This window comes from Paenibacillus riograndensis SBR5, from assembly GCF_000981585.1.
Classification (GTDB): Bacteria; Bacillota; Bacilli; order Paenibacillales; family Paenibacillaceae; genus Paenibacillus_AQ; species Paenibacillus_AQ riograndensis.
In genome coordinates this window covers 3,750,612-3,773,919 of sequence record NZ_LN831776.1, presented here as the reverse complement: position 1 = coordinate 3,773,919, position 23,308 = coordinate 3,750,612, and the positions used below count along the sequence as shown (strand labels likewise).

The window sequence follows — 23,308 nt, the reverse complement described above, 5'->3', positions numbered from 1 at the left end:
CAAACAATAATCCCAAGTAATACAACTTCACTCACCCTCCCTGCACGAACAGCCGCTGACGCGCCGCATGATATAGCCAGACAATGGGAATCAGCAGCACTACGAACCAGATGATCTGGATACCCAGCACATTCCAAATGCCCACTCCCTGCACCCGTCCCGTAAATACAGAGCCCGGCAGATAGGTGATGGCTTGAAAGGGCAGAACTTCGAGGACAGAGGACAGCCAGCCCGGGAACAGGCTGATCGGCACGATCAGGCCGGAGAACAGGTCAACCACGACACGCTTCATACGCATCATGCCCTCGTTATTCTCGACGAAAAACGCCGATAATCCCGTAATGATATTTATCTGTGAACTGATCAGGAAGCTGAAGAAAAGCATGACAAGAAACCCTGCCCATGCAGACAAATCTGTCGGCAGCTGCACCGGAAACAGCAGAATGGCAATCACCATGCCCGGGATCATCAGCATCATGAAGCGGAACAGGCCTTCGCCAAGTCCCTGCATCATTTTGACCAGTACGTAGTTGTAGGGTCTAATGAACTGGATCGCGATGCTTCCGTCTCTTATATCCGTGGAAATCTCCCGGTCCAGGTTGTTGAAATAAAAAGCGCGTGCCATCCAGGATACCGCAACATATGTCGTCATCTGTGCACCTGTAAAGCCGCCCAGGGACTCACCATCGCCGTAAATGGCTCTCCAGGTGAAATAATTCACGCCGATATTCAGCGTATAGATCAGTATGCCGGAATAATAATTGACGCGGTAAGCCAGCATAGTTAAAAAACGGATACGGATAAAATCGAAATAAGCGCCGAGCAGCAGCCTCCAACCGTTCACCGGCGGACTGCCGGCGGGAGAACCTCCGGCGGAGGATGCGGCTGCCGCGGCCTTTAGCTGTTCAGACATGGATGACCTCTTTCTCATCCTGCAGCGCAAGAATCTTATCTTCCGGTTTCTCGGCTGAGCCTGATTGATAAATACTGCGGACAATATCATCCGTATTGGTTTCAATAATTTTGATATCGGTAATGTCCGCTTGTCCCACAACCAGTCCAAGCACATCGGAAACATTCAGCTCCAGCGGAATCCAGACCTTTGCACCCAGATCATTCTCTGAGGACCAGGTCACCGGCATTCCTTCCGTCCACTGCATAAGCTGCTGCAGCTTCGTGGCTGTCCCGAATTGGAACTCCACCTCACGGCCGGTTCCCCAGCGCTGCTTCAGATCCTCCAGGCCGCCATCATAAATGATGCGCCCATCGTCAAGCATAATCACCCGTGAACAGAGCGCTTCAATATCCTGAAGATCATGAGTGGTCAGCAAAATAGTTGTTCCGTGCTCACGGTTCATATCCTTAAGGAACTGGCGGATTTCAGATTTAACCACAATGTCGAGCCCAATTGTAGGCTCATCCAGAAACAGGATGGACGGATTATGCAAAAGCGCGGCTACCAGCTCACACCGCATCCGCTGTCCAAGGCTGAGCTTGCGGACCGGGCGGTTCAGCAGATCCTGCAGCTCCAGCCGCTCCACCAGCTCGTCCAGCCGTTTTTTGAATTCCTGCTCCGGCACCCGGTACACCTTGCGCAGCAGCTGAAAGGATTCAATAACGCCGATATCCCACCATAGCTGGCTGCGCTGCCCGAACACGACGCCGATATTCCGCACAAATTTCTCGCGTTCCTCATAAGGTACATAACCACCGACTGAGAGGGTACCCGAAGTAGGAACAAGAATGCCTGTGAGCATCTTGATCGTCGTCGATTTACCCGCACCATTCTCCCCGATATAACCGCAAATCTCACCTTGGGGAATGCTGAAGGAAATATCCTTTACCGCCGTGACCTCGGAATATTGCCGTTTAAACAAATCAGCGAAGGCCCCTTTGAGGCCCTCGCGGTTTTTTTGGACTTTGAAGGTTTTGCGCAAGTCCTGCACTTGTATCGCATTCATAATGTACCTCGCTAAGCTAAGAATTAGGTTCAGTACCCCATTATATCATCTCTGAATTATTTGGCTACTCGTCCCTCAAAAAAATCAGCGTCCGGTACCGCCTCCAGATGGCCGGAACGGCTCACCTTCGTCCGTAAGTACTTCTCATTGAAGACTGAAACGTCGCCCCACAGAGGTATTCTCTTGCCGGTATTCATTCCGGCTGCCTTCAGGGCTTCCATCTTCTTCGGATTATTTGTAATCAGAGTCACCGGCTTGCTGCGCAAATGCTGCAGGACGCTGATCGCATCTCTGTAATCTCTGGAATCATCGGCAAAGCCCAGCTCCAGATTGGCTTCCACAGTATCATACCCTTCTTCCTGAAGAATGTATGCCATAGCCTTGCTGAACAGGCCAATGCCTCTTCCTTCATGGTTGGCCAGATAGAACAGCGCACCCGATCCGTGCTGTGCAATCATCTTCATGGACTGGCGAAGCTGGAAGCCGCAATCGCAGCGTTTGCTGCCGAAGATATCCCCGGTATGGCAGATGCTGTGCATCCGGATCAGCGCTTCATCCGAATCTGCAAAATCTCCATAGACCAGGACGCTCGATTGCTGCCCTTCGGCCAGATTCATCGAGGATAGCCGGGAAATCAGCAATTCCGTCGCTTCTTTGCTGTCCCCGCCCTGCAATTCCTCATCAGTGGCTTTCAGCCAGCTGTACCACTTGAAGGTAACCGTCTCCCCGTCCAGGTTCACCGGCAGTGTGATGGGGCCTACAAGTATATTGGTGGAATCGTCCATGGTAATCCGTTTGATTTTATTCTGTAATATAGATAAGATATCTGGTTTGATCATGTCTGCACCGTCCTAAACAGTATTCTTAAATTTTAAGTATTCACTTTTTTTACGTCAAGTAACTATTTGTAAGTAAGTTTATCATTGTAATATAACTTCGTCAAGTTATAATATATATTTAAATATTTATAATTACTTATTGTAAGTTTATGATATAATGAATGCGAGGTGATCTTTATGGATGATTTCGAAATGTGCCCACGCTTTGAAAAAGCAGTTGATATGCTCAGTAAACGTTGGGTTGCGCTAATCGTATTTGTTCTGATGAAGGGTCCCCGCCGTTTTGGTGAAATTGAGAGCTGCCTTTCCAATCTGAGCGGCAAAGTGCTGTCGGACCGCTTGAAGGAAATGGAGAACGAAGGCATCATCGAGCGCACGGTGTATCCTGAGATGCCTGTCCGGATCGAGTACTCGTTGACCAGCAAAGGAAATGCCCTGGCTCCTATCCTTGGAGAGATTGGCAACTGGTCTACCGATTGGATCGAGATCGGCGCAGGCAAATGACATCCGGCCTGCAAGCAAAATAGCGCCCTGCTGGTTCCATCCACGGAATCCGTCAGGGCGCTATTTGCTGTTGCTGTATCTATTAGTTATGGAAGCACATACTACAAATCCTTACGCTGAAACCGCAGCAATCCGATTGCAAACACCGCAACCATATACAGAGCGGCATAAATTAGAAATGAATTCGAAGGAACGGACTTGATGTCTATGAACGAGAAAGAGCTGAAATTCATATCAACCATGCCGCCCATATCTTCCAGACTGAACAGCTCCGCTGTCATTTTGCGCTGCAGGCCATCCGCCGGCATGAGCAGAGACATAATCCCTGTGAGATTATTCAGTGTATTTAGCGCCTCTTCCTTCAACCCAAGCTGACCGCTCAGCTTGTCGATCATTCCCCCGAGCCAGCCCGCTCCATAGAGCATGGTCATGAAGACACCGTTGCCCACTGACGAGAACAACCCGGAACCCAGCATGGATAAACTGATCAGCAGCGGGACTACAGAGGCAAAGAGCAGGTATGCTATTACAAGCGCCTCCCCGTCCCGCGGTATGGACGCATGGGCATCCGCGATCAGCAGAATCGCAGTAAACAGAAGCAGCGCATAAAGAATCCCAAATGTGACGTAGCCGAGCCAGCGGCCGAGATACCATTTCCAGCGCGGCAGCGGCCGGGGCAGCAAAGCTTGCATGACACCCTGCTCCTCTTCCCCTGCAATAGAAGAGAAGGAACTGAATATAGCCAGAAAGGCGATGACAAAAGCCCCGAAGAAAAATCCCATGGACACAACGACAGCTCCGGTCGAAAAACTTTCGATCAGGTTCCCCCCATTTGCGATGCTTGATACCTGGGTAGACCCGCTGCTTCCCACGGTTGCCGCAACAAACCAGAATGCGAGCAGAAATACGGCAGTCATGATCAGAGTCATAAGCATTACCTTTTTCCTCAGCAGTTCCTTCCAGGTCATTCCTAGTATGATTCTCATTCCCGCTCCCCCCTCTGGTTGAGCCCGGACACGGCATCCAGGAACCATTCTTCCAGCCGTTCTTTTTTACGGGCAACCTCATACAAGGTCATGCCTTGCTCGATGATTAGGGTATTCAGCCAGCCTACTTGCTCCTCACTCTCGACTTCCGCCTCCAGCCATACCGTGCTGCCTTCAACAGACGAAGGCACAGCTCCGCCGCCCTTTTGGTGATCTTCGTCCCCCACCGCCTGTCTGATCTGGAGCCCCGTAAGCTCTATAAGCCAGGACAGCAAAAAAGGCGAATAGCCGCCCACTTTAAAATGCCAGCTAGTTCGCTTGTTTAAGATATCTGTAACTTTGCCGTGCCGCAGGATCTCGCCGTTATTCAGCAGCGCCATCCGGTCGCACAGCACCTCAACATCCTCAAGCAGGTGAGAGTTGAGAAAGATGGTGATGCCCCGCTGCTTCAGCCTTTCCAGTATAGTCCGCACTTCCATACGGCCGATAGGGTCAAGTGCCGATGAAGGTTCATCCAGAAAAACGAGCTCCGGTTCGTTTACAAGTGCACAGGCTAGACCCAGCCGCTGTTGCATCCCCTTGGAGTAATGCTTCACGCGGTCACGTCCCCGCAATCCTATCCCTACCTCCTTCAGCAGCTCCGGTATCCTTCGGTCTGCCACAGACTTATCGATACCGCATAAGCGGGCATGGAGCCTGACTACCTCTTCTCCGGTCAGCCATTCCTGATACCGGTACAGCTCGGGCAGATAACCAATCTTTGCCTTGGCTGCAAGTGTTCCGACCGGATGCCCGAACAGAGCCGCGCTCCCGCTGGTAGGACGGATCAGGCCCGCCAGCATTTTGACAATGGTGCTTTTACCGGCGCCGTTGGGACCGAGGAAGCCAAAGGCTTCCCCTTTCTCAACAGTAATTGATACATCCCGGCAGCCGCGTCCGTTACTGTATTCTTTAGTCAGTAATTGTGCTTCAATTGCGGGTACATTCATAACGTAATCAACTCCTGAAGCTGTTTCATGAATTTCTCTTTATCCTGATACAGCGATCCGCCGGAAAAATCAAACAGCTGCCCTTTATTCACCCACGTAGCGCTATATACTGGCCCATTACTATACTCTGTAGCTTCCATAATTACCTTTATGCCGTTCACTGTAATCTGCTCGGAATGGTTCCCTTTGATCACAGGCATGGGCAGGTCGCCGGCCAGAATACTGCTCTGCTGGAGACTGGATTTCAGTTCATCCGGGAGAAGTGGGAAGTCAATGATAGCCTGCACAGCTTCTTCCACGTTAATAGAAGGATCTACATTCACCACAGGTGTATTCATCTGCATCAGATTCGCCCAATGATCATCCGTAGTAAAATCATAGCTTACGGACTCGGGAATCGACAGTGTGACTGGCTTGCCGTCAACGGATTCTGGCAGCAGCCGGGTCGCACCCAGACGCTTTAGCGCCTTATTCACCTCATCCACCTTCAGCGTCAGTGTAATTTGCTGTGAGGGGTTTACTAACACCGATTTGATGTGGTTAAAAGCTTCACCGGTCGGCGCAGCGTAGCCCAATTTATCCTGCAATGCATTCACTGGCACCATTCCATTTAGCGTACCGTATGAATAGCTGAATGAACCAAATTTGTTGACAGCATCATTGACATTGTCTTCCCCGCTGGCCTGATAGAACAAACTCCGCAGATCCTCTTCATTAACGGCTGTAACTTCCTGTACACGGAATTGACTCAGTATGGCCGCCATGGCTGTATTGCCTACAGGTGTGGCGAGTATAGCCGCAAATATAGCTGCACCTGCCGCAGCAGTTGCCCATTTCCGGCGGCGCGTCATTCCCTTCCGGCGGGTCGTCCGGCCTTTGGTTTTTTCGTGTGCAGCGCGGACTGCCACAGGACTCGCTGAAGGCTGTGCCGCATCTCCTATATGATGTGTGTCCGGTATGGCTGCCGCATTGCCTTCTGCTCTGTTCACATTCTTGGCATCCTGCCCCCATGCTGCCCATACCGGATTCACCGGCTCAGCGGCAAGCTTGGCTTGCAGGTTCGCCCAGGCTTCATCCGTAAGTTGTTTATCGGGATCATATTTCAAAGGATTGGTCATTTGAGGGTCCTCCTAAAAGTTTTGTTAGCACCATATTCACTTGATTGATTCATTTCGGACGTGATTAATCTGTCTGAGGGTATGAATTTACCGCCTGCTGCTTCAGCTTATGGGTAGCCCGGTTCAGCAGTGTTCCGACAACCGGCGGGTTTACCCCGATTTGGCCGGCAATTTCAGTGTAGCTGTAGCCCGAATAGCGCAGCAGCAGTGCTTGCCTGTCTCTCTCGGGCAGGCCGTCCAGCCAAGTCCGCACATCCTCCTGGTCCAGCTTGCTGAGCACGGCCTCTTCACCGGAAGGGGGGCCTGCCTCTGCGCTGACCAGCAACTCCTGCTTATTCTGGAGACGCCGCTCCCTCGCTTTTTGGGTTAAATAATCATATCCGATCCGGGTCAGCACTCTATGAAGCCAAGCGCCCAGCGCGTTCGGGTCATCCGGCGGATTGCGGTATAGTCTAAGAAACACATCCTGGGCTAAATCGTCTGCTGCCGCTTCGTCGCGGACCAGAGCTGCGAGCTTGCGCCGCACCACCGGATAGTGTTCATAAAATACGGTTCGAAACTTATCAGATTCCGGAATTTCCATTGTGTAAATCCTCCTTATTAGCTGCAGCTATAAGTAAGACGGATGCCAAAGCGATTTTGTATCAGAATACAGCATAATTATCATAACATTTCTGGTTTTCACGTATTCAACACAAAAAAAGCAGCTCCTGTATAAGAAAGGAACCGCTTTTTGGGGACAAATAGCTCACATAGTATTGCTTACCACAGGTAAATATAGTAATTTTAAAGATGAACCTATCAAAAAACGAAAGGCGGTAATGACAATGGAAAAGATGTGTATGGAAATGATGATGAACATGTGCATGGAGGACATGATGTCCAAGATGAACACCATGAAGATGTGCATGGAAAAGATGACCGAAATGGGCATGATGGACATGGATATGGACATGATGATGAAGAAAATGCAGGACTGTGATGAAATGATGACTATGTGTATGACGATGATGCGTGAAGGAATGCAAATGTCCAAGTAATCATAAAAGTCAAATTAATCATTCGCGGTCTTGGCAGAGCAGACAACTGCATGCCATTTTTTTTGTCTTGTACAGCAATACATCAATGATTAGATCTATCTGATCTTGATATATCTCTCCTGAATTTGCTTCGCCAGTGTAATCCGTTCCAGCTTCAGCTCCCAGATCCGCTCTTTCCAGCGGTCACTCTCCGGGTCTTCCTCTTGATTTCTCAGCTTGTCGAACAGCTCCATCAAAAGCAAGTTGATCTCATCAAACCGGTTCCACAGCTCTTTGACGCTGTCCATTCTCTGCTGCTCAGCAGCCGTTTCCTTGTGATTCTTCAAGCTTTCTATGATGTCAGCCTGCCACTGTCCATCGTTAATTGCTTTGGCGTAGTTGTAAAGATCCAGATAATCATCGACTGACATGTGTACCGACTCCTTAATCCCTTTTATACCAAGTATTATACTCGGTATTATAGATAATGCAATAGTCTCCGGATAAAAAAACACGGGAGGATGTAGAATTATCCGCCCGTGTGGCTTAAAAACGCATTTTTCTATTTTATAGAAGCTTATTGATATCTTCCTTGATCTGTTCTGATTGCGGCCCGAATACGATCTGTACCGCACCCTGGCCCAATCTCATGACTCCCGAAGCTCCCAACTGCTTCAGCGCAGCGTCCTTGACCGCTTTCTCGTCATTCACAATCAGCCTCAGACGAGTAATGCAAGCATCGATGTTGCGGATATTTGACGGGCCGCCCACATTCTCCAGAATTTTAACCGCTCTGGAGGATGCCGAAATTTTCGCACCGCTCACATCAGCTTCCAGCGCTTCGTCCTCCGTGTCATCCTCACGTCCAGGTGTTTTCAGGTTGAACTTGGTGATGATAAACCGGAACAGCACATAGTAGAGGACAAAGAATCCAAGACCCACAGGGATCAGAACCCACGCATTCGTAGACAGCTTCATATTCAGCAGATAATCGATGAGTCCCGCAGAGAATCCGAAGCCCAGCTTTACATCGAGCACATACATCAGGAACCCGGCGAAGCCGGTAAGCAGAGCATGAACCAGATATAGTACAGGTGCAATGAACATGAAGGAGAATTCGAGCGGTTCTGTAATCCCGGTTAAGAAGGACGCAATCGCGGAACCAATAAAGATAGATGCGACCATTTTGCGTTTTTCCGGTTTAGCCGTATGAATAAATGCAAGTGCTGCTCCCGGCAATGCAAACATCATAATCGGGAAGAAGCCTGTCATGAACATTCCGGCCGATTTATCTCCAGCGAAGAAGCGCCACAAGTCCCCATGCACCACTTCTCCGGCAGCGTTCGTGAAATCACCGATTTGGAACCAGGCAATGGCGTTGATAACATGATGGAGGCCAAAAGGAATGAGCAGACGGTTCGCTGTCCCGAAAATAAATGCGCCGACACCGCCAAGTCCAACCACCCAAGTACCAAAATCACTAATCACATCTTGAATTGGACTCCAGATCATTCCAACGAGAACAGACAATACTATTGTAGTTACCGCTGTAATGATCGGAACAAACCGTTTGCCGGCGAAAAAGCCCAGCCAATCCGGCATTTTTATATTATGGTATTTCTTATAGAGGAAGGCAGCCCACGCTCCCACAAAGATCCCTCCAAGAACACCCATGTTCAGCTTGACATCATCGCCGATGAAAGGCATTTGTGCAGGAATGACCTTGAGGATACTGTCGAGAATCTGGTAGGCAATCAGAGCGGACAGCGCCGCAACCGCATCACCGGCAAATCCGATCGCAACCCCGATGGCAAAAATCAATGCCAGATTGCCAAAAATTGCTCCGGCGCCTGCATTCAGGAAAGGTGCAATGTAGGTGTTAATGAACCTGCCTATTGCCCCCAAGTGGAAATCCTTTTCATAATTAATAAGTGCGAACCCTTGCAAAATTGCCGCCGCCGGCAGTGTAGCTACCGGAAGCATCAGTGACTTGCCCAATTTTTGCAGAAAAGCCAACATTCCGTTCATCCCCTATTCTCGTATTTGGCTATGCCGTTGATGATGCTGTATGATTTATTGCCTGGATGCCACAGTTAGAATAATGTCTTTGCCGGCGGTTACCGAACCATAGCGGCAAACCACTTCGGGGTCAGCTTCACCGTTGCGTGTCACAATGACCGGCGTAATCGTCTGATAACCGGCTGCCTGTATCGATGCGATATCGAACTCAATCAGCGTCTGTCCTGCTTTCACTTCATCCCCGCTGGCGATATGGCTGATAAAACCGCTGCCTTTCAGGCTTACGGTATCCATTCCGATATGCAGCAGCAGCTGCAGTCCGGAAGAATGCTCAATGATTACGGCATGACTGGATTTGACCACATGGGCGATCTTTCCGTCAAAAGGGGCGATTAGTTTCCCCTCGCTAGGTTCTATAGCGATTCCCTGCCCCATATGCCCGCCTGAGAACGTTTCATCCGGCACTCCGGTTAAGGAAACGGCCTGCCCGCTGACCGGTGCCAAAATCTCCAGGGTAGTTATCTTTGACGGTTGTGCTTCTTTTTTGGACTTCCATTTGGAAAACATCATTTTCTCTCCTTACTGTTTCTGTTTATGCTGCTGATCCAGAGTCTGAAACAAACGGCGCAAATGCATGGCGAGGAAGCAGATTTCTTCTTCCGGGACCTCTGTGCCCAGCGAATTTTGCATGACCTTGCCCAGTTTTTGGGCCAGCTTGTATTCCTCTTTGTATTCTTTCTGAATATGTTTCACGAACGGATTGTCGATGAGTGAACCCTGCAGAATCCGCTCAATGGAAAATCTCAGATGGATCATCAGCCGGATATGGTTCATACTCCCGTAAACAAAGGTTACCTTTCGTTCCTCGCGGATCATGTCGAGCAGTTCACTGACAATATTCGAGGCTTTGACCAGCTGGCCTACCGGCACATTGCTGACAGCAGAATACACGTGATAGGTCAGAAAGCCCACTTCATCTTCAGGAATCTGAACATTGAACTCTGCACTGATTTTCTCCGCTGCCCTGTAAGCGATCTCAAATTCCTTCGGAAATGACATTTTAGTCTCCTGAAGGAACGGGTTGACAATATCCATACCGCCCCGCAGACGGTAGATGGTGAACTGAATATGGCTGGGGAGCGCCAAATAGATTTTGTCGTTCAACTTGCCGGAAAATTCATGAGCAATATCCGCAATAATATCATCTGTAATCTTCATTACCTTGGGATCAATATCTTCGAGCAAAATCTGATATTGACTCCATTCGTCACGGTCCTCCAGCCGGAACAATTTCTCAATCCGCTGGTCATTTGCATCGATGAATCCCGTATCTTTGACCGCAAATCCGATACCCTTGCCGATGATTACATATTCCTTGCCTTTTCTTCCCCCTTGAACCATTACCACGTTGTTTCCGATTACCCGCAGTACCTCGAACTGCTCGTTTTCCCTCGCCAAGTTCTCCCTCCTTTCCGCCCAATATCCAATTTTTCGCATAAAAAAGAGCCAAGAAAGACTCAAATGAATGAAGTCAATTCTTGGCTCATGCCCTTAAAGGTAACACGCCGATTGCATATAAATGATCATTTATAAGAATATCATAAATCATACCTATATTTCCGTCAATGGGTTTTTGAAAATGTCAAGTTTGGCTTATCCCCCCATCAGGCGGCACATCCGGGTCACTACATCCTGAATGATTACAGGCTTGCTGATAAAATCCGAAGCGCCCGCTGCCAGACATTTCTCCCGGTCTTCCTTCATCGTTTTGGCTGAGATGGCGATAATGGGAAGCTCCGGCAGCATCAGCTCCTCACGGATAATCGACAGCGTGTCGTACCCGTCCAAATTCGGCATCATAATGTCCAGCAGAACGATATCCACATCAGGCTGTTCTCTGACCATCTGCAGGCATTCGAAGCCTGATTGGGCAGTCAGAATATTCATATCATAAGGCTCCAGCCCTTTTTCAAGTGCATAGATGTTGCGCACATCGTCATCCACGATCAGCACCGTTTTACCATGCAGATTCGAATACTCCTTATCAAACAAGACAGCATCCGCTCCCGCAGCACCATCCGGCTGCTTATTGTCCCGCTCGGCGGCAGCAGCGGCCTGCAGCGTCCATACCCCGGGAAAGACGGAATCGAATCCTTCTTCTTCTTCACGGCAGGGAATAAACAGCGTAAACGTGCTGCCTTCCCCCTCTTTACTATCCAAAGAAATGGTGCCCCCAAGCAGCCGGGCCAGTTGGAGCGATATGGACAACCCCAGTCCCGTGCCGCCGAATTTACGCGCCGTTGAGCCGTCAGCCTGGCGGAAAGCCTCGAAGATCACCTCACGGTTCATTTCCCCGATTCCGATTCCGCTATCCCTCACAGCAAAGGCCAGTACGGAACCAGGCTCAGAAAGCTGTGGTGCGGACGGCGGTTCAAGACGGCTGATGACGACCTCGACGAAACCTTTTTCCGTAAATTTAAAAGCATTGGACAGCAGGTTCCGCAGAATTTGGTGCAACCGCATCTCGTCTGTAAAAAATATATCCGGGACGTTGTTCTCAAGGGTCACCTTGAAATCAATATTTTTCTGCTCCGCCATCTTGTTGAAATAACCATACAGTATAGAAGGAAGCTCGGTAAGATTGACAGGGTCCCGCTCTACGGTCATTTTCCCGGCTTCCACTTTGGACAGGTCCAGAATATCATTGATCATCCCCAGCAATTCACTGCCCGACGAATGAATGACTTCGGCATATCCCTGTTCTTCTTCCGTCAGGCTGTCATTCCGGTTCTCGGTAAGCAGCTGTGAAAGTATAAGCATACTGTTAAGCGGTGTACGCAGCTCATGAGACATGTTGGCCAAAAATTCGGATTTGTAACGCGAGCTTAATTCCAGCTGCTCATTATATTTCTCCAACTGAGCTGCTGCATTCTCTGCCACGGACTTCTGGTGCTCCAGCTCCCGGTTGAGCGTGAGCAGTTCCTGTGTATGATTCTGCAGTTCTTCAGTCTGGACCTGCAGTTCCTCTGACTGCACCTGAAGCTCTTCGGATTGCACCTGCAATTCTTCATTCATCGTCTGGGATTCGCTATACAGCTGCTGGATTTCCATCCGGGTCAATACAGAATTCAAGGTGACTCCCAGCATTTTCAGCAGTTCATTAAAGAGCTCAAGATGATGCGGAGCCCATTGGGTAAGTGAAGCCGTTTCCAGAACGGCCAGTGTTTTGTTCTCAAACAGGATTGGAGCAATTACGGCAAACTTGGGTGCAGATCTTCCAAGTCCTGAGTTGATGCTTATGTAATCCTCGGGTAAGTTGTTAATTCGAATCATCCTCATATCGGCCGCACATTGGCCAACGAGCCCTTCTCCCGGGCGAATCGTACTTTTTCCAAATTCAATCTCTTGTTGCTCTGAGCCTGCATAGGAGTACATTCGTTTATACTCTTTATTCCCGTTCAGTACATATACGGCACCATACTGCAGCTCCAGGATCACAGACAGTCTGTTCATAAATGTACGGCACAGCAGCGGCAAATCCGTAGTCTCCTGCAGAGCAACAGACATTAACGCCAGCTGTTCACTGCTCCACTGCTGCCGCTGCACCGTATCCAGCAGATCATTCGTGGCATTTCCCAGATCATTGATTTCATCAAGGGACTTCACGGAGATCCGTTCGGACATATTGCCTCCGCTGGCGATGGTGTGGATCGCCTGTATCACACTGCGGAGCGGCTTAACAATGCTTGCTGATATCAAATAAGTAATAAGCGCAGCCAGCAATGCAACCAGTCCCCAAAGGATATACATGGTTACCAGAAGCTTGTCATTGCTTGCTTTCAGATTGGCTATCCGCTCGCTGGTAAGCTTCCGTTCATTGTCACGGAAATAGTCGAACTGTGAGCGGATGGAATCAATAATAACCTTGCCGCTGTCATTATGGAAAAAAGCATTGACTGCCTGAGTCTGGCCATTCCGTTTCAGATCCACAATATATTGACCCGCTGATTCGATCCAATGTTCAATATTGTTCTGGATATTGCTTAGAATCTTCGACTGGTCGGGATTATCGTTGATCAGGCCGCTTAATCCGGTATAATGAATCTTCCATTCTGTAATCCCGGTGTCATACGGGGTCAAATAGCTGGATTCACCGGTAAGCGCATATCCGCGCTGGCCAGTCTCCATATCCAGCACATCTTTTTCAATCTGATAGGTAAGCTCATGCACCTTCATGTCATGATCGCTGAGAAAAACCGTTTCTTTCTCCAGATCCGTTATTCTGCCCGCCACTACAAGCAGAAACAGGCCCAGCATAAGCAGGATCATGACATATCCAAGCGCGATTTTACTGCGGATTCTCAGGCTCCAGGCTTGCTTGTTAAGCAATGGTTCAACCTCCATCCGGCATTCCGGTATCTGCTGCCTTTTAATTGTAAATGCTGGCAATACAGATAACAAGTGGATTGTTCGTTAACAAGGATGATTACAGGTAGCTCTCACTGCTCCGGGGCAGTCTGTCTTTTAGCTGCCGCACATTGGCTTCCAGCTTCAAGATCACATCCTCCAGATCCATAGGATCAATTCCCCTGATAATAGGCGCTGGTGCAGGAATGGCTTCTGCCTGTTTGCTTTTCTCCTTCAGTTCACGGAGCTCTATCTGCTGTTCCTGCCATTTATCCATCAAATCAGCTATGGTCGCGTAAAAACGCTCATAATCCTTAATTACGCTATCCAGAAATGTGTCGACCTCTTCGGCATCGTAGCCGCGGAGTTTCATGCTGAATTCCTTCTCGTGTATGGTTAGTGCATCCAGTGTAATGCCTAGCTGGCTGAACAGCTTTCTCTGCTTGTCCAGTCTGCGTTTCATGTGTTCATCCATTGAATTGACCTCCAAGTATATATCGTTCATCCGGTAGTAACCATTATAACAGGGTGCAAGCAACCTGAAAATATCACTAAAGTTGCACTTCCTGTGCTCCTCTCCTTCTGATTGCTCCTGACTACAATAGGGTAAGGAAAGAATACGGCAGAAGCATAAATACATCCCAGAAAGGATGAGTATAGAATGAGCCATCTATCCAATGAACAGCTTGCTAGTCTGAAAAAAGCCCTGCTGGAGCGCAAAAAGGAGCTGGAGCAGCATTTCTCACAGAACGGAGAAGAAAACAGCCTGCTCGGTGACTCGCTCCGAAATTCAACCGGTGAACTTTCCTCCGCAGACAACCATCCTGCCGACACAGGCACGGAAACCTTCGAGCGAAGCCGGGATCTGGCGATCAACCGGTCACTCTCCGAGGAGCTGTCTGACATTGAAGCCGCCCTGCAGCGAATGAAAGACGGTACCTACGGTATATGTGTGGTAAGCAGCCAGGAGATTCCATATGAGCGACTAGAGGCAGTTCCCTATACTCCTTACGCTGTAGAGCATGTGCCGCCCCGCGAATCCTAAAGCGACCGGCCTGTAGAAGAAGAAGTAATGACGGCTCCCCCGGCAGGAGCAGGGCGTAACCGCCAGCAGCACAGCGGCAGATTCGATGATGCCGGCGCCTGGGATGCTGTGGAGGATTACGGAAGCGCAAGCTCACCGGTGACTTCCCCGGGCCAGGATGCAGACAACGAAGAGCTTTGATGCTAGAAATTATCCGCTACGGCTTTGTTAAGGATTCCAAGGCAGCGGTCAAGATCCGTTTTGACCTGTTTTTTATATAGTCTGGCTTTTTCCTCCCCGTCGGCTGTGAAATGATACAGGACAATTTCCTGAAAATCCACTTTGGGATCATTTCCTTTGAGCTGCTTGGTGCGGTATAGAATCCCCTGCTGAACCAGCTCATGCAGCGCCCTGTAAATTTCGCTCTGGGGAGGAGAATAGCCGTGGGCTTTGAAATCTCTCCGCAAATCCTCCAGCATTTGATAGCCATAACCTTTATGCTGCTCAACCATTGTAATCAGGTATACCTTAATAAAAGCCCGCTGGGCAATCATAAACGCCATGGGACACCTCCTGATGGTATGTTTCTTACTCCGGCTAATTTTCCTTATCTTTCCTGCATAACTCTAGTATATACTCTATTTCCCAGCTTTCACAATAAGCATTTTTAAGATAGGCCCCTCCCCTTGAAACCTTTAATTAGGGTATAAGTACCCGTAATGGAGTGAATGTAATCTTTGGTGCTGGGGAGCAGGTTTGTTTGGGGTTTTCTATTATGAATTTTTCATATATTGAAATTTGGGTATAAATTATCTAATAGAGCGCCTGTCCGTTGAGAGGCCGTGCCTCGCTATCCGCTCATGTGTCCAGGAGCACTGAAGGAACCTGTATTCTCTAGCCTTTTCAAAGCTCCATGGACCAGATTGGAGTATATGGCAGAAGCCCAAGTGGAAAAAGTAAACTTAAATCTGTCCTCCCCGCCCTCCTGTAGGAATTAGTTGGAAAAAGGAAACCTAATTCAGCCCATTCGTCCCTCCACAGCGTATTTCACTTAATTTAAGTCTACTAATTCCCACTAATGCCTCTATAAAACGTCTTTTGAGCATATTTAAGTAAACTATTTCCACTTCAATCATTTGCGGATCAATCAATTGCAGCTCTGGTGCGATTTTGCCTGGGCCCCTCTGCGGACGCGTTGAGCTCCCTTCACAAGCAATCCGCAGCCAATGCGGACTGGAAATCCGTTAATGGGAGAGATTCGTCCATTCCGCTGAGGGAGCTCACTCCTCCTGCCCCGCCTAAATCATCTGATGTTCGGTGAAAATAAAGTATTAGACTAGAGTCGCTGATTTAACGCGGTTTTTGAATTGAAAAATTGTCAGTTTTTGAAAAGTAAGTTGTAGACTGATCAATTAAAAGAAACAGCGGCGGACCAAGACCTGATAAATAAAGTCTTAGACTGCCGCTGTTGTCGTTGAACTAACGTTCCCGTTAGCTTAAAGCTAAGCATATTATTATTTAATGTATAATATCGTGTTGTTGCCCTTCCTTTGGATCATTTATTACAACCCATTGATCCAGTATTACTTTGTATTTTTCAATACAGTAGTCAACAGCTTCATCAAACGTTTCAAACCATAAGTCGGCAAAGCCACTCTTATCTTCTTGTGTATCATATAAAAAAACATAAACTCCATTTTCATAATCGTAAATCATAAGCTTTCTAACATCATCAACATGTTCTTTAAGAAGGGCATACATTCGCACTCCAATACCCCCAAATTCGGTTTACCACCATTTTACCATTAAACAAATCTGCCTGTTAGTTTAATAAAGGCAGCCGATCGCGTTTACTTACTAGTTGCCCTATCGTGGTTGAACTGAAGTTTCCCGTTAGCGTTTCTTCTTGATATTGAGCTAACGTTTTCCGTTAGAGCTTAATGAGATTGCTTGGAAACATAGTTAGATACTTACCTAATCGGTAATCGACTCAAGTTCTTGTCCTCGACTCGGTACAAGAACTTGTACCGATAAAACAAAAAAGCCGCTAAATTAGCGACTTTCTTTGGGACCATGTTCCTGTCTCTCGACTTTTTCAGTGGCCTCACAGAAGCTGACCGGGCTTTTTGGTGAGGAGCGGGGAAAGCCTACAATTCTTCAGAATAAAATGCTTTAGATACGGATTCCGTGGCTTTATCAATAAAAGCTGCAACTTTACTGGGGCTTTCCTTCAGGCCACTGTTCACCCACTTTTTAATAATGGCTATACTGCCATGTGCGGTAAACGTATACCAGGACTCAAATAATGGTTGATCAAAATATTTAACTTGCTGCCTCCATTTCTCAATAGTTATATCATGGCTGATATAAAGGATTCGTTCTAATAATTCTTTATCGCCATGCTCCGAGAACAAAACCTCACAAATAATTTTATTCGCTTTTATATACTTACATAATTCATAAGATAGATTTTGAGGGTTTGAAGAACTAATCACAACTTGCTTAATTTCTTCGTAAAGATCATTTTCAATCGTTGAAAGAAGCTCAAACTGATTAGCATAGTGTGTATAGAAGGTGTTGCGATTAATCCCTGCTTCTCTGCAAATGTCGGTCACTGTAACTTTATTGATAGACCGTTCTGTCAAAAGCTTCAATAAGCTTTCTTTTATAACCATTTTTGTATATCTCACTCTGTGATCTGTTTTTTTGTCTGACATCGTATCCTCCCAATTTAAAATAATAAATGAACAAATCTAATGTGGTTTGTATGATAACGAACATAAGGCAAACGAACAGCCTGTTGTTTTAGTAACACGGTGAAATTATAATTTATTTGAACGTTCAATTCAATTTAAACTTAAATGGAGGTAAAATATGGGTGACATAACAATAGTGCCTGTATGGATTATTCAAGATATTATAGTCATAATTGCTGCTGTTCTAATGGTTTTCTATATACTTGATAAGGAAGAGCATCCTAAAACGGTTCTACTGCAATTTATAGGTTTTGTGTTTTTTTATGCAGCCGTTTTTGAAATCACTGCGTCATCTCTTGGCGAAGGTTTCTACGCATATGGGCGGAGTATTTTAATGTTATTTAATATACCTATTACTGTTCCTATTATTGAGTTTCTGATCATTTATTCAACTTTGCGTGTTCTAAAGTCTGTAAATATACCGTTATGGACTAAACCCTTTATTACGGGATTGAGCGCTATGGTTTTTGACTTTTCATTGGACCCAGTGGCCGTTAAACAGATCTTTCAGACTACGGAAGGACTCATTGCAAGATGGACTTATTATCCTCTAGCCGGTGAACCTCAAATATATGGGGAACCCGTGATGAATTTTACAGGATGGATTTATATAGCGGGATATTGGACCGTCTTTGTTCTAATTGGTGAATGGTGGCATAAAAAGAAAGGCTACAGTAAATTAATTGGTTATATCTATCCGTTTCTGGCAGCAATTCTGTCGTTAGCTTGTATGTTCTCACCTTTATCCAACTTCTTTAATTATATGGGGCCGTTCTTCGCCAGAATATCTAATATGCAATGGGTGATGTTAATTGCACTTTCTGTAATTACAACCGGAGTTTTAGCATTAGCTTTTCTAAAGTTCTGGGACCGGAAGGTTATTCATTCATTCACTCCCAAAAAAGATTTTCCCATCATGTTTACTTTCTTGGGGTTCCCCCTGGTTAATACTATATTTTGCATTATAGGAGGTTATACGGAAGTATTGTGGCTGGTCGTTCTAGCTCAGATCTTATTAGTGTCAGCCTGGATTGGAATTTATATTATGGGTAAAAAAGCAAGTCCAATCGCGAAAAGCCCAAGCATGGAGGCAAAGACGCACTTTCATTAATATTCCAGTCCGGCATTTTTATTTTGGCGCTTCTTGCTTACATGAATTTTATTTTCTTTGGACATCTGATGCTTCCAAAAAATCCATATTTTTTGGAATTGCATCATTTCTTATACACCAAGTAGAAATAGAAGGATAATTTATAGCGTGTAGCATAGAAATTCTTATATTTCAAAAAAAGACTGCATCTCAGGTTTTTGCCTGAAATGCAGCCTTTTTTGAACTTTACGGAACCCGGTTAGCCTCTCGGCTTCATTGAAGCCGCGTTTACCTTACATCCGGTTGCCGTTGTAACGGTCCGGGTCGGTGTCTGCGTTCATGGAGCCTCTGTTGCCCAGCGCATTGCCAACCGTAGTGTCATCTCTGACTACACCGGGATTGGTTGCGCCCCGGTCAGTGATAGGATCATTTAATGTGTTGTCGTTATACAAGCTGTCGTATCTGCTAGCATTCAAAGAGCGGTTGCCCTGGAATACATTGTGGATATCGCGTCCGCGTCCGTTGTCGTCCACCAGGACGAGGATTTTGCCGCTGTCCACATAGCCTTCATATTCTTTCGCTTCATCCTCAGGAATACCCAGACCAATCAGTCCGCCAACGAGTCCCCCTGCACCGGCTCCGATTGCTGCCCCGCTCAGGGTTGCGACAATAGGACCGGCCGCCAGAATAGGGCCTATTCCCGGAATTGCCAATGCACCGATCCCGGCAAGCAGCCCGGCGATCCCGCCGACGACGCCTCCGGTTGCCGCACCGGTTGCTACTCCTTCCGGAGCCATGGTTCCTGTATCATCCGATATATTTTTCAGTTCGTCCCGGTCACGAGTAATTACTGAGATTTCATCATTGCTTACACCTTGCCGCTGCAGTCCCTCAATTGCTCTGGTCGCTTCTTGTTCTGTGTCGAAAACACCTACGATTTTGTCAGTCACTTGAAGCCCTCCTTCGTAATTGTCGTTCGCTACATTATTACCCGATCAGAGGCCTGCCAAACAGGCGGCAAGCATTTTCAGCAGAATCGCAGCGGATCACAGCCGCAAGCCTTATTTCGCAGGACGGGTCCGGTTCGTCGGGGCCGCCTGCAGCGGATCATCCGGCCAATAATGTTTGGGATAGCGGCCTTTCAGATCCTTTTTGACTTCGAAATACGTACTGCGCCAAAAGCTGGCCAGATCCGCCGTCACCTGTACCGGTCTTCTGGCCGGTGAGAGCAGATGCAGCAGAACTGCAACCTTGCCTCCCCCAATCCGGGGTGTATCGGCTTGGCCGAACATCTCCTGGAGCCTGACTGCGAGCACCGGGGCTGACGGGCTGCTGTAATCGACTGGAATCCGGGAACCGCTGGGAACTGTAATATGCGCCGGCGCTTCCCTGTCCAGAAGCTGCCGGCTGTTCCAGTCCAGCAATCCTTCCAGCGCTCTGGACACCGGGACCCGCTGGAGGTCGCGCAGATTGCGCATCCCCTGGATAAACGGCAGAAGCCATTCCTGGAGGGTAGACAGCAGGGCCTCCTCCGACACATCCGGAAAATCCGGCCGCAGGCCGTGCAGGAACTCCATCCGCTGCCGGAGCTGAACCGTTGCTTTGTCCCAAGGCAGCAGCTTCAGCCCTTCCTCGGCAATTACACGAAGCAGCACCTCTTCTGTCTCTTTCGCAGTGGGCCGTTCATGAGAAGTTTCCTTCAGGATCAATGCGCCCAGCAGGGTCCGCCGGCGTGCCTGCACACTCCCGCTCTCTTTGTCCCAGTAGACTTCGCGTTCTTCCTGCAGGCTGTCCTTGTGATACTTCAGCAGATCTGCCTCGGGCAGGTCTGCGGCAAGCATGATCCGGCTCTGGCCGGCGCGGTCATCAATGCCGGCCGCCACGATATAGGGCGAACGCGTCAGCGGCTGCCCTTCCCTCATAGCCGCCCCCCGGCCGCCGGAGAGCAGAAACGCGCCATCGCCGCGTTTCTGCCCGATCCGGTCGGGGTAGGCAAAGGACAACAGCAGCCCGGTGAGGCTGATGTTGTCCGGCAGCGCACCCGGCGCGGCTGTAAGCTGCGCCAGGAAGCTCCGGCTCTCGCGCTGCACCGCGCGCAGAGCTGCCGGGTCCGCTCCGCCGCTGTCAGCAGCGGAGCGCTCGAACCTCAGCAGCGCCTCCACGCGCAGCGTGAGGTCGCTGTCCAGGGCGGCGGGACCCTGCAAAAGGTCCCGCTCCTGGAGCAGCGCCGCCAGCCGGCAGGCGAGCGGCGCTGCTCCAAGCTCTGCCGCGCGCAGCAGCATATGCGCAACGCGCGGGTGCGCGCCCAGCGCGGCCATGCTGCGGCCGTGCGGCGTAATGGCGCCGCCGGCGTCCAGCGCGCCGAGCTGGCGCAGCAGCGCCGTGCCCTGCGCATAGGGCGCAGCGGGCGGGGCGTCCAGCCAGAGCAGCGCCTCCGGGGCAGGCGCGCCCCACAGCGCCAGCTCCAGAGCGAGCTGCGCCAGGTCGGTCTCCATGATTTCCGGGACGCTGTCATCCTGCAGACGGGCATGCTCCTCCCGGCTCCACAGCCGGTAGCATACTCCCGGCGCAGTGCGTCCCGCGCGGCCCCGCCGCTGGTCGGCCGATGCCTTGGACACCGGAACTGTAGTCAGCCGGGGCATGCCTGTCCGCGGCGAAAATACCTGGGTCCGCCGCAGCCCCGTATCAATTACAGTCCGCACCCCTTCGATCGTCAAGCTGGTCTCGGCAATGGAAGTAGCCAGCACGACCTTGCGTTCGCCTGGGACAGAGGCCGCCACCGCCGCATCCTGCTGGACCTGCGGCAGCTGCCCATAGAGCGGCCGAAGCACTGTGCCCGGAGGGAGCGTACCGCTCTCCAATTCACGCCCAGTCCGCCGGATTTCACGCTCCCCGGGCAGAAAAACGAGCACATCCCCCGGCTGCTCGGCAAGCGCGCGGCGGACCGCTGCGGCAGCAGCTTGCTCCAGCTGCCTGTCTCCTGAGCCTGGCAGATAGATCGTTTCCACCGGAAAAGTCCGGCCCGGGCAATTCACTACCGGGGCTCCACCGAGCATAGCCGAGACCCGCCCGCTGTCGAGGGTCGCTGACATAATAAGAATCCGCAGATCCTCCCGCAGCACAGCCTGTGCTTCCAGGGTTAACGCCAGCCCGAGATCCGCATGAAGGCTGCGTTCATGGAACTCGTCAAAAATCACAAGCCCCACCTCGCCAAGCGAAGGATCACTTTGCAGCATCCGGGTCAACACGCCTTCTGTGACCACAACAATTCTTGTATCCGGGCCGACTTTGGTGTCATTGCGCATACGGTAGCCTACCGTTTGTCCGGCACTTTCGCCCATGGAGGACGCCATGTAGCTGGCGGCCGAGCGGGCGGCCAGCCTTCTCGGCTCCAGCATTAATATGGTTTTGCCGGCCATCCAGGGCTCATCCAAAAATGCGGGAGGCGTCCCCGTCGTTTTCCCCGCCCCCGGCTCAGCGGTCAAAACGGCGGCGGTAGAGGTATTTAATATAGTTTTCAGCTCAGGGAGCACCTGTGTAATCGGAAGCTGCTTCATCTTATCTCTCCATAACTTGTTATGATGCGGTATCTCTCATATGATGGGTGAAACTTTTTAAAATATCAAGCTTTTTACATACAAATAGAGAGCCGTCCTGCCCTTCCGGGGCCGATGGCTCTCTTCCTAACTTATTCTTCACGGGTGAGCTGCGCCTGAATCTTGTCTCCATAGCCGGAGAATGCGCTGCTGTTCTCGAATCCGCGCTGGCGCATCAGCTCCTGAAGGCGAAGCCTTTTCAGAGTGAGCCTGGATTTCAGCTCTCTCCTGTCGCTGTCTGCGGCAGTGCCGCTGCTGTGACAAACCGCGAGCATTTTTTCCAGCGTTACGCATTCCTTGCGCAGTGTAATTTCTTCAGGCAGCAGGCCGGCGTTCTTCATTATTTTGAAGGACATCCTCAGCTCTTCTGGCACTCCGGACAGATCCTCCAGCTCCAGCGGTTTGCCATGTCCCGGCAGCTTATCAAATTCGCCGCTGCGCATAGCCTCCTGAATCCTCTGTTCCGCAAGCCAGGATAAAATCGACATAACAGCACTTCCCTCCTCTGCCGGAAGGCTCTCTGAATCCGGCAAGTCAACCCGGCATATTGCAGTTTTGCCTATAGTTTAGCACAAGGGATGAGGTAAATCACCTGCTGCTGAATAACAGCATTTCATTTCTTCTTCAGATATCCGCGTTCTCCGTAAGGCGACAGCTGCTCCAGCCATTTATTCTCCAGATCAGGCAGAAGCTTGCGGTATTTGGCCAGCTCGGATACTTCGGCCACAAAATCCTCTTCGGGCTTAATCCGCTCCAGAATTTCAAAAACAAAGGCCTGCTCTCCGAATTCCTTCCAGTCTGCCTGAAGCGCTTTGTTCTCATGATTTCCGATGTCCAGCATGAATTTATGCTTGTTCCAGACGCCGTCCAGATTAATGCTGCTGCCCACAAAAACCTTATCATTTCTGGTATTGACAATCCGGTAGACCCCCATCGGGCGATGGGAATGCGCATAGTTATAGGCCAGCTCTTTACGTTTAGATTTCTCCATGATTCATGG

26 protein-coding genes are annotated in these 23,308 nt (G+C 49.4%); 6 read left to right on the top strand and 20 right to left on the bottom strand.

The genetic code is table 11. The features are described 5' to 3' along the window. Positions 1 to 31: 31 nt before the first annotated feature. The 3 genes from PRIO_RS15755 to PRIO_RS15745 form a co-directional block, all read right to left on the bottom strand. Positions 32 to 826, bottom strand: coding sequence for an ABC transporter permease (locus PRIO_RS15755; RefSeq protein WP_039790676.1), 795 nt, complete (start codon positions 824 to 826; stop codon positions 32 to 34). A 79-nt stretch (positions 827 to 905) separates the two neighbouring features. After that, positions 906 to 1,961, bottom strand: coding sequence for an ABC transporter ATP-binding protein (locus PRIO_RS15750; RefSeq protein ID WP_046503377.1), 1,056 nt, complete (start codon positions 1,959 to 1,961; stop codon positions 906 to 908). A gap of 56 nt (positions 1,962 to 2,017) precedes the next feature. Beyond that, positions 2,018 to 2,800, bottom strand: a complete 783-nt coding sequence (locus PRIO_RS15745) for a GTP cyclohydrolase II (RefSeq protein WP_020432083.1) — start codon at positions 2,798 to 2,800, stop codon at positions 2,018 to 2,020. Between the two features lie 177 nt (positions 2,801 to 2,977). On the opposite strand from PRIO_RS15745, the gene PRIO_RS15740 reads away from it, so the two are divergent. Beyond that, entirely contained in the window at positions 2,978 to 3,304 is a 327-nt protein-coding gene (locus PRIO_RS15740) for a catDE operon transcriptional regulator CatR (RefSeq protein ID WP_020432081.1), read from the top strand. Positions 3,305 to 3,405: 101 nt separating this feature from the next. Here the strand turns inward: PRIO_RS15740 and PRIO_RS15735 are convergent, their stop codons facing one another. From PRIO_RS15735 to PRIO_RS15720, 4 genes are all read right to left on the bottom strand, one after another. Then, on the bottom strand, positions 3,406 to 4,290 hold the full coding sequence (locus PRIO_RS15735; protein WP_020432079.1) for an ABC transporter permease: 885 nt from the start codon (positions 4,288 to 4,290) through the stop codon (positions 3,406 to 3,408). Beyond that, the gene (locus PRIO_RS15730) at positions 4,287 to 5,279 is read right to left on the bottom strand and encodes an ABC transporter ATP-binding protein (protein ID WP_046503374.1); all 993 of its coding nucleotides are present in this window, start codon (positions 5,277 to 5,279) and stop codon (positions 4,287 to 4,289) included. The genes PRIO_RS15735 and PRIO_RS15730 overlap by 4 nt, the downstream gene beginning before the upstream one ends. After that, the gene (locus PRIO_RS15725; RefSeq protein ID WP_020432074.1) at positions 5,276 to 6,397 is read right to left on the bottom strand and encodes a hypothetical protein; all 1,122 of its coding nucleotides are present in this window, start codon (positions 6,395 to 6,397) and stop codon (positions 5,276 to 5,278) included. The genes PRIO_RS15730 and PRIO_RS15725 overlap by 4 nt, the downstream gene beginning before the upstream one ends. 64 nt (positions 6,398 to 6,461) lie before the next feature. Continuing rightward, a complete protein-coding gene (locus PRIO_RS15720; RefSeq protein WP_020432072.1) occupies positions 6,462 to 6,980 on the bottom strand; it encodes a sigma-70 family RNA polymerase sigma factor in 519 nt (172 codons plus the stop codon). A 244-nt stretch (positions 6,981 to 7,224) separates the two neighbouring features. Here PRIO_RS15720 and PRIO_RS15715 point away from each other — a divergent pair, with 244 nt between their 5' ends. Further along, positions 7,225 to 7,437: a hypothetical protein gene (locus tag PRIO_RS15715; RefSeq protein ID WP_019911210.1), complete on the top strand. Its 213-nt coding sequence runs from the start codon at positions 7,225 to 7,227 to the stop codon at positions 7,435 to 7,437. Between the two features lie 95 nt (positions 7,438 to 7,532). Here PRIO_RS15715 and PRIO_RS15710 read toward each other — a convergent pair whose 3' ends face one another. The 6 genes from PRIO_RS15710 to PRIO_RS15685 all read right to left on the bottom strand — a co-directional run bounded on the left by PRIO_RS15710 (position 7,533) and on the right by PRIO_RS15685 (position 14,317). After that, positions 7,533 to 7,847 carry a hypothetical protein gene (locus PRIO_RS15710; RefSeq protein WP_020432066.1) on the bottom strand — a complete coding sequence of 105 codons (315 nt, stop codon included), beginning with the start codon at positions 7,845 to 7,847 and terminating at the stop codon, positions 7,533 to 7,535. Positions 7,848 to 7,983: 136 nt separating this feature from the next. Beyond that, positions 7,984 to 9,435 (bottom strand): PTS transporter subunit EIIC, encoded by a 1,452-nt coding sequence (locus PRIO_RS15705; RefSeq protein WP_020432065.1) that lies wholly within the window; start codon positions 9,433 to 9,435, stop codon positions 7,984 to 7,986. Positions 9,436 to 9,489: 54 nt separating this feature from the next. Further along, positions 9,490 to 10,005, bottom strand: coding sequence for a PTS sugar transporter subunit IIA (locus PRIO_RS15700; RefSeq protein WP_407944485.1), 516 nt, complete (start codon positions 10,003 to 10,005; stop codon positions 9,490 to 9,492). A gap of 9 nt (positions 10,006 to 10,014) precedes the next feature. Next, positions 10,015 to 10,893 (bottom strand): PRD domain-containing protein, encoded by an 879-nt coding sequence (locus tag PRIO_RS15695; RefSeq protein WP_231869909.1) that lies wholly within the window; start codon positions 10,891 to 10,893, stop codon positions 10,015 to 10,017. Positions 10,894 to 11,088: 195 nt separating this feature from the next. Further along, a complete protein-coding gene (locus PRIO_RS15690; RefSeq protein ID WP_052741463.1) occupies positions 11,089 to 13,824 on the bottom strand; it encodes a CHASE3 domain-containing protein in 2,736 nt (911 codons plus the stop codon). Between the two features lie 97 nt (positions 13,825 to 13,921). Further along, the gene (locus tag PRIO_RS15685; protein WP_020432051.1) at positions 13,922 to 14,317 is read right to left on the bottom strand and encodes a DivIVA domain-containing protein; all 396 of its coding nucleotides are present in this window, start codon (positions 14,315 to 14,317) and stop codon (positions 13,922 to 13,924) included. A 186-nt stretch (positions 14,318 to 14,503) separates the two neighbouring features. On the opposite strand from PRIO_RS15685, the gene PRIO_RS15680 reads away from it, so the two are divergent. Then, a complete protein-coding gene (locus PRIO_RS15680; protein ID WP_020432049.1) occupies positions 14,504 to 14,887 on the top strand; it encodes a TraR/DksA C4-type zinc finger protein in 384 nt (127 codons plus the stop codon). 27 nt (positions 14,888 to 14,914) lie between these two features. Continuing rightward, complete coding sequence (locus tag PRIO_RS36805; RefSeq protein ID WP_020432047.1) at positions 14,915 to 15,067, top strand: hypothetical protein; 153 nt, start codon at positions 14,915 to 14,917, stop codon at positions 15,065 to 15,067. A 2-nt stretch (positions 15,068 to 15,069) separates the two neighbouring features. On the opposite strand, the gene PRIO_RS15675 is transcribed toward PRIO_RS36805, so the two are convergent. The 3 genes from PRIO_RS15675 to PRIO_RS15665 form a co-directional block, all read right to left on the bottom strand. Further along, the gene (locus tag PRIO_RS15675) at positions 15,070 to 15,429 is read right to left on the bottom strand and encodes a replication termination protein (RefSeq protein WP_020432045.1); all 360 of its coding nucleotides are present in this window, start codon (positions 15,427 to 15,429) and stop codon (positions 15,070 to 15,072) included. 955 nt (positions 15,430 to 16,384) lie between these two features. Next, positions 16,385 to 16,627, bottom strand: a complete 243-nt coding sequence (locus tag PRIO_RS15670; RefSeq protein WP_046503369.1) for a hypothetical protein — start codon at positions 16,625 to 16,627, stop codon at positions 16,385 to 16,387. Positions 16,628 to 17,013: 386 nt separating this feature from the next. Then, complete coding sequence (locus PRIO_RS15665; RefSeq protein WP_197545423.1) at positions 17,014 to 17,583, bottom strand: TetR/AcrR family transcriptional regulator; 570 nt, start codon at positions 17,581 to 17,583, stop codon at positions 17,014 to 17,016. 157 nt (positions 17,584 to 17,740) lie between these two features. Here PRIO_RS15665 and PRIO_RS15660 point away from each other — a divergent pair, with 157 nt between their 5' ends. Beyond that, a complete protein-coding gene (locus tag PRIO_RS15660) occupies positions 17,741 to 18,733 on the top strand; it encodes a carotenoid biosynthesis protein (RefSeq protein ID WP_046503366.1) in 993 nt (330 codons plus the stop codon). Further along, complete coding sequence (locus PRIO_RS37465) at positions 18,733 to 18,858, top strand: hypothetical protein (RefSeq protein WP_407944496.1); 126 nt, start codon at positions 18,733 to 18,735, stop codon at positions 18,856 to 18,858. The genes PRIO_RS15660 and PRIO_RS37465 overlap by 1 nt, the downstream gene beginning before the upstream one ends. Positions 18,859 to 19,005: 147 nt before the next feature. Here PRIO_RS37465 and PRIO_RS15655 read toward each other — a convergent pair whose 3' ends face one another. The 4 genes from PRIO_RS15655 to PRIO_RS15640 form a co-directional block, all read right to left on the bottom strand. After that, complete coding sequence (locus PRIO_RS15655; RefSeq protein WP_020429779.1) at positions 19,006 to 19,662, bottom strand: general stress protein; 657 nt, start codon at positions 19,660 to 19,662, stop codon at positions 19,006 to 19,008. Positions 19,663 to 19,773: 111 nt separating this feature from the next. Beyond that, positions 19,774 to 22,269 carry an ATP-dependent helicase HrpB gene (gene hrpB, locus PRIO_RS15650; protein WP_046503363.1) on the bottom strand — a complete coding sequence of 832 codons (2,496 nt, stop codon included), beginning with the start codon at positions 22,267 to 22,269 and terminating at the stop codon, positions 19,774 to 19,776. A 131-nt stretch (positions 22,270 to 22,400) separates the two neighbouring features. After that, positions 22,401 to 22,796 (bottom strand): DnaJ family domain-containing protein, encoded by a 396-nt coding sequence (locus PRIO_RS15645; RefSeq protein ID WP_020433377.1) that lies wholly within the window; start codon positions 22,794 to 22,796, stop codon positions 22,401 to 22,403. 125 nt (positions 22,797 to 22,921) lie between these two features. Continuing rightward, complete coding sequence (locus PRIO_RS15640; RefSeq protein WP_020433375.1) at positions 22,922 to 23,299, bottom strand: GIY-YIG nuclease family protein; 378 nt, start codon at positions 23,297 to 23,299, stop codon at positions 22,922 to 22,924. Positions 23,300 to 23,308 lie beyond the last annotated feature (9 nt).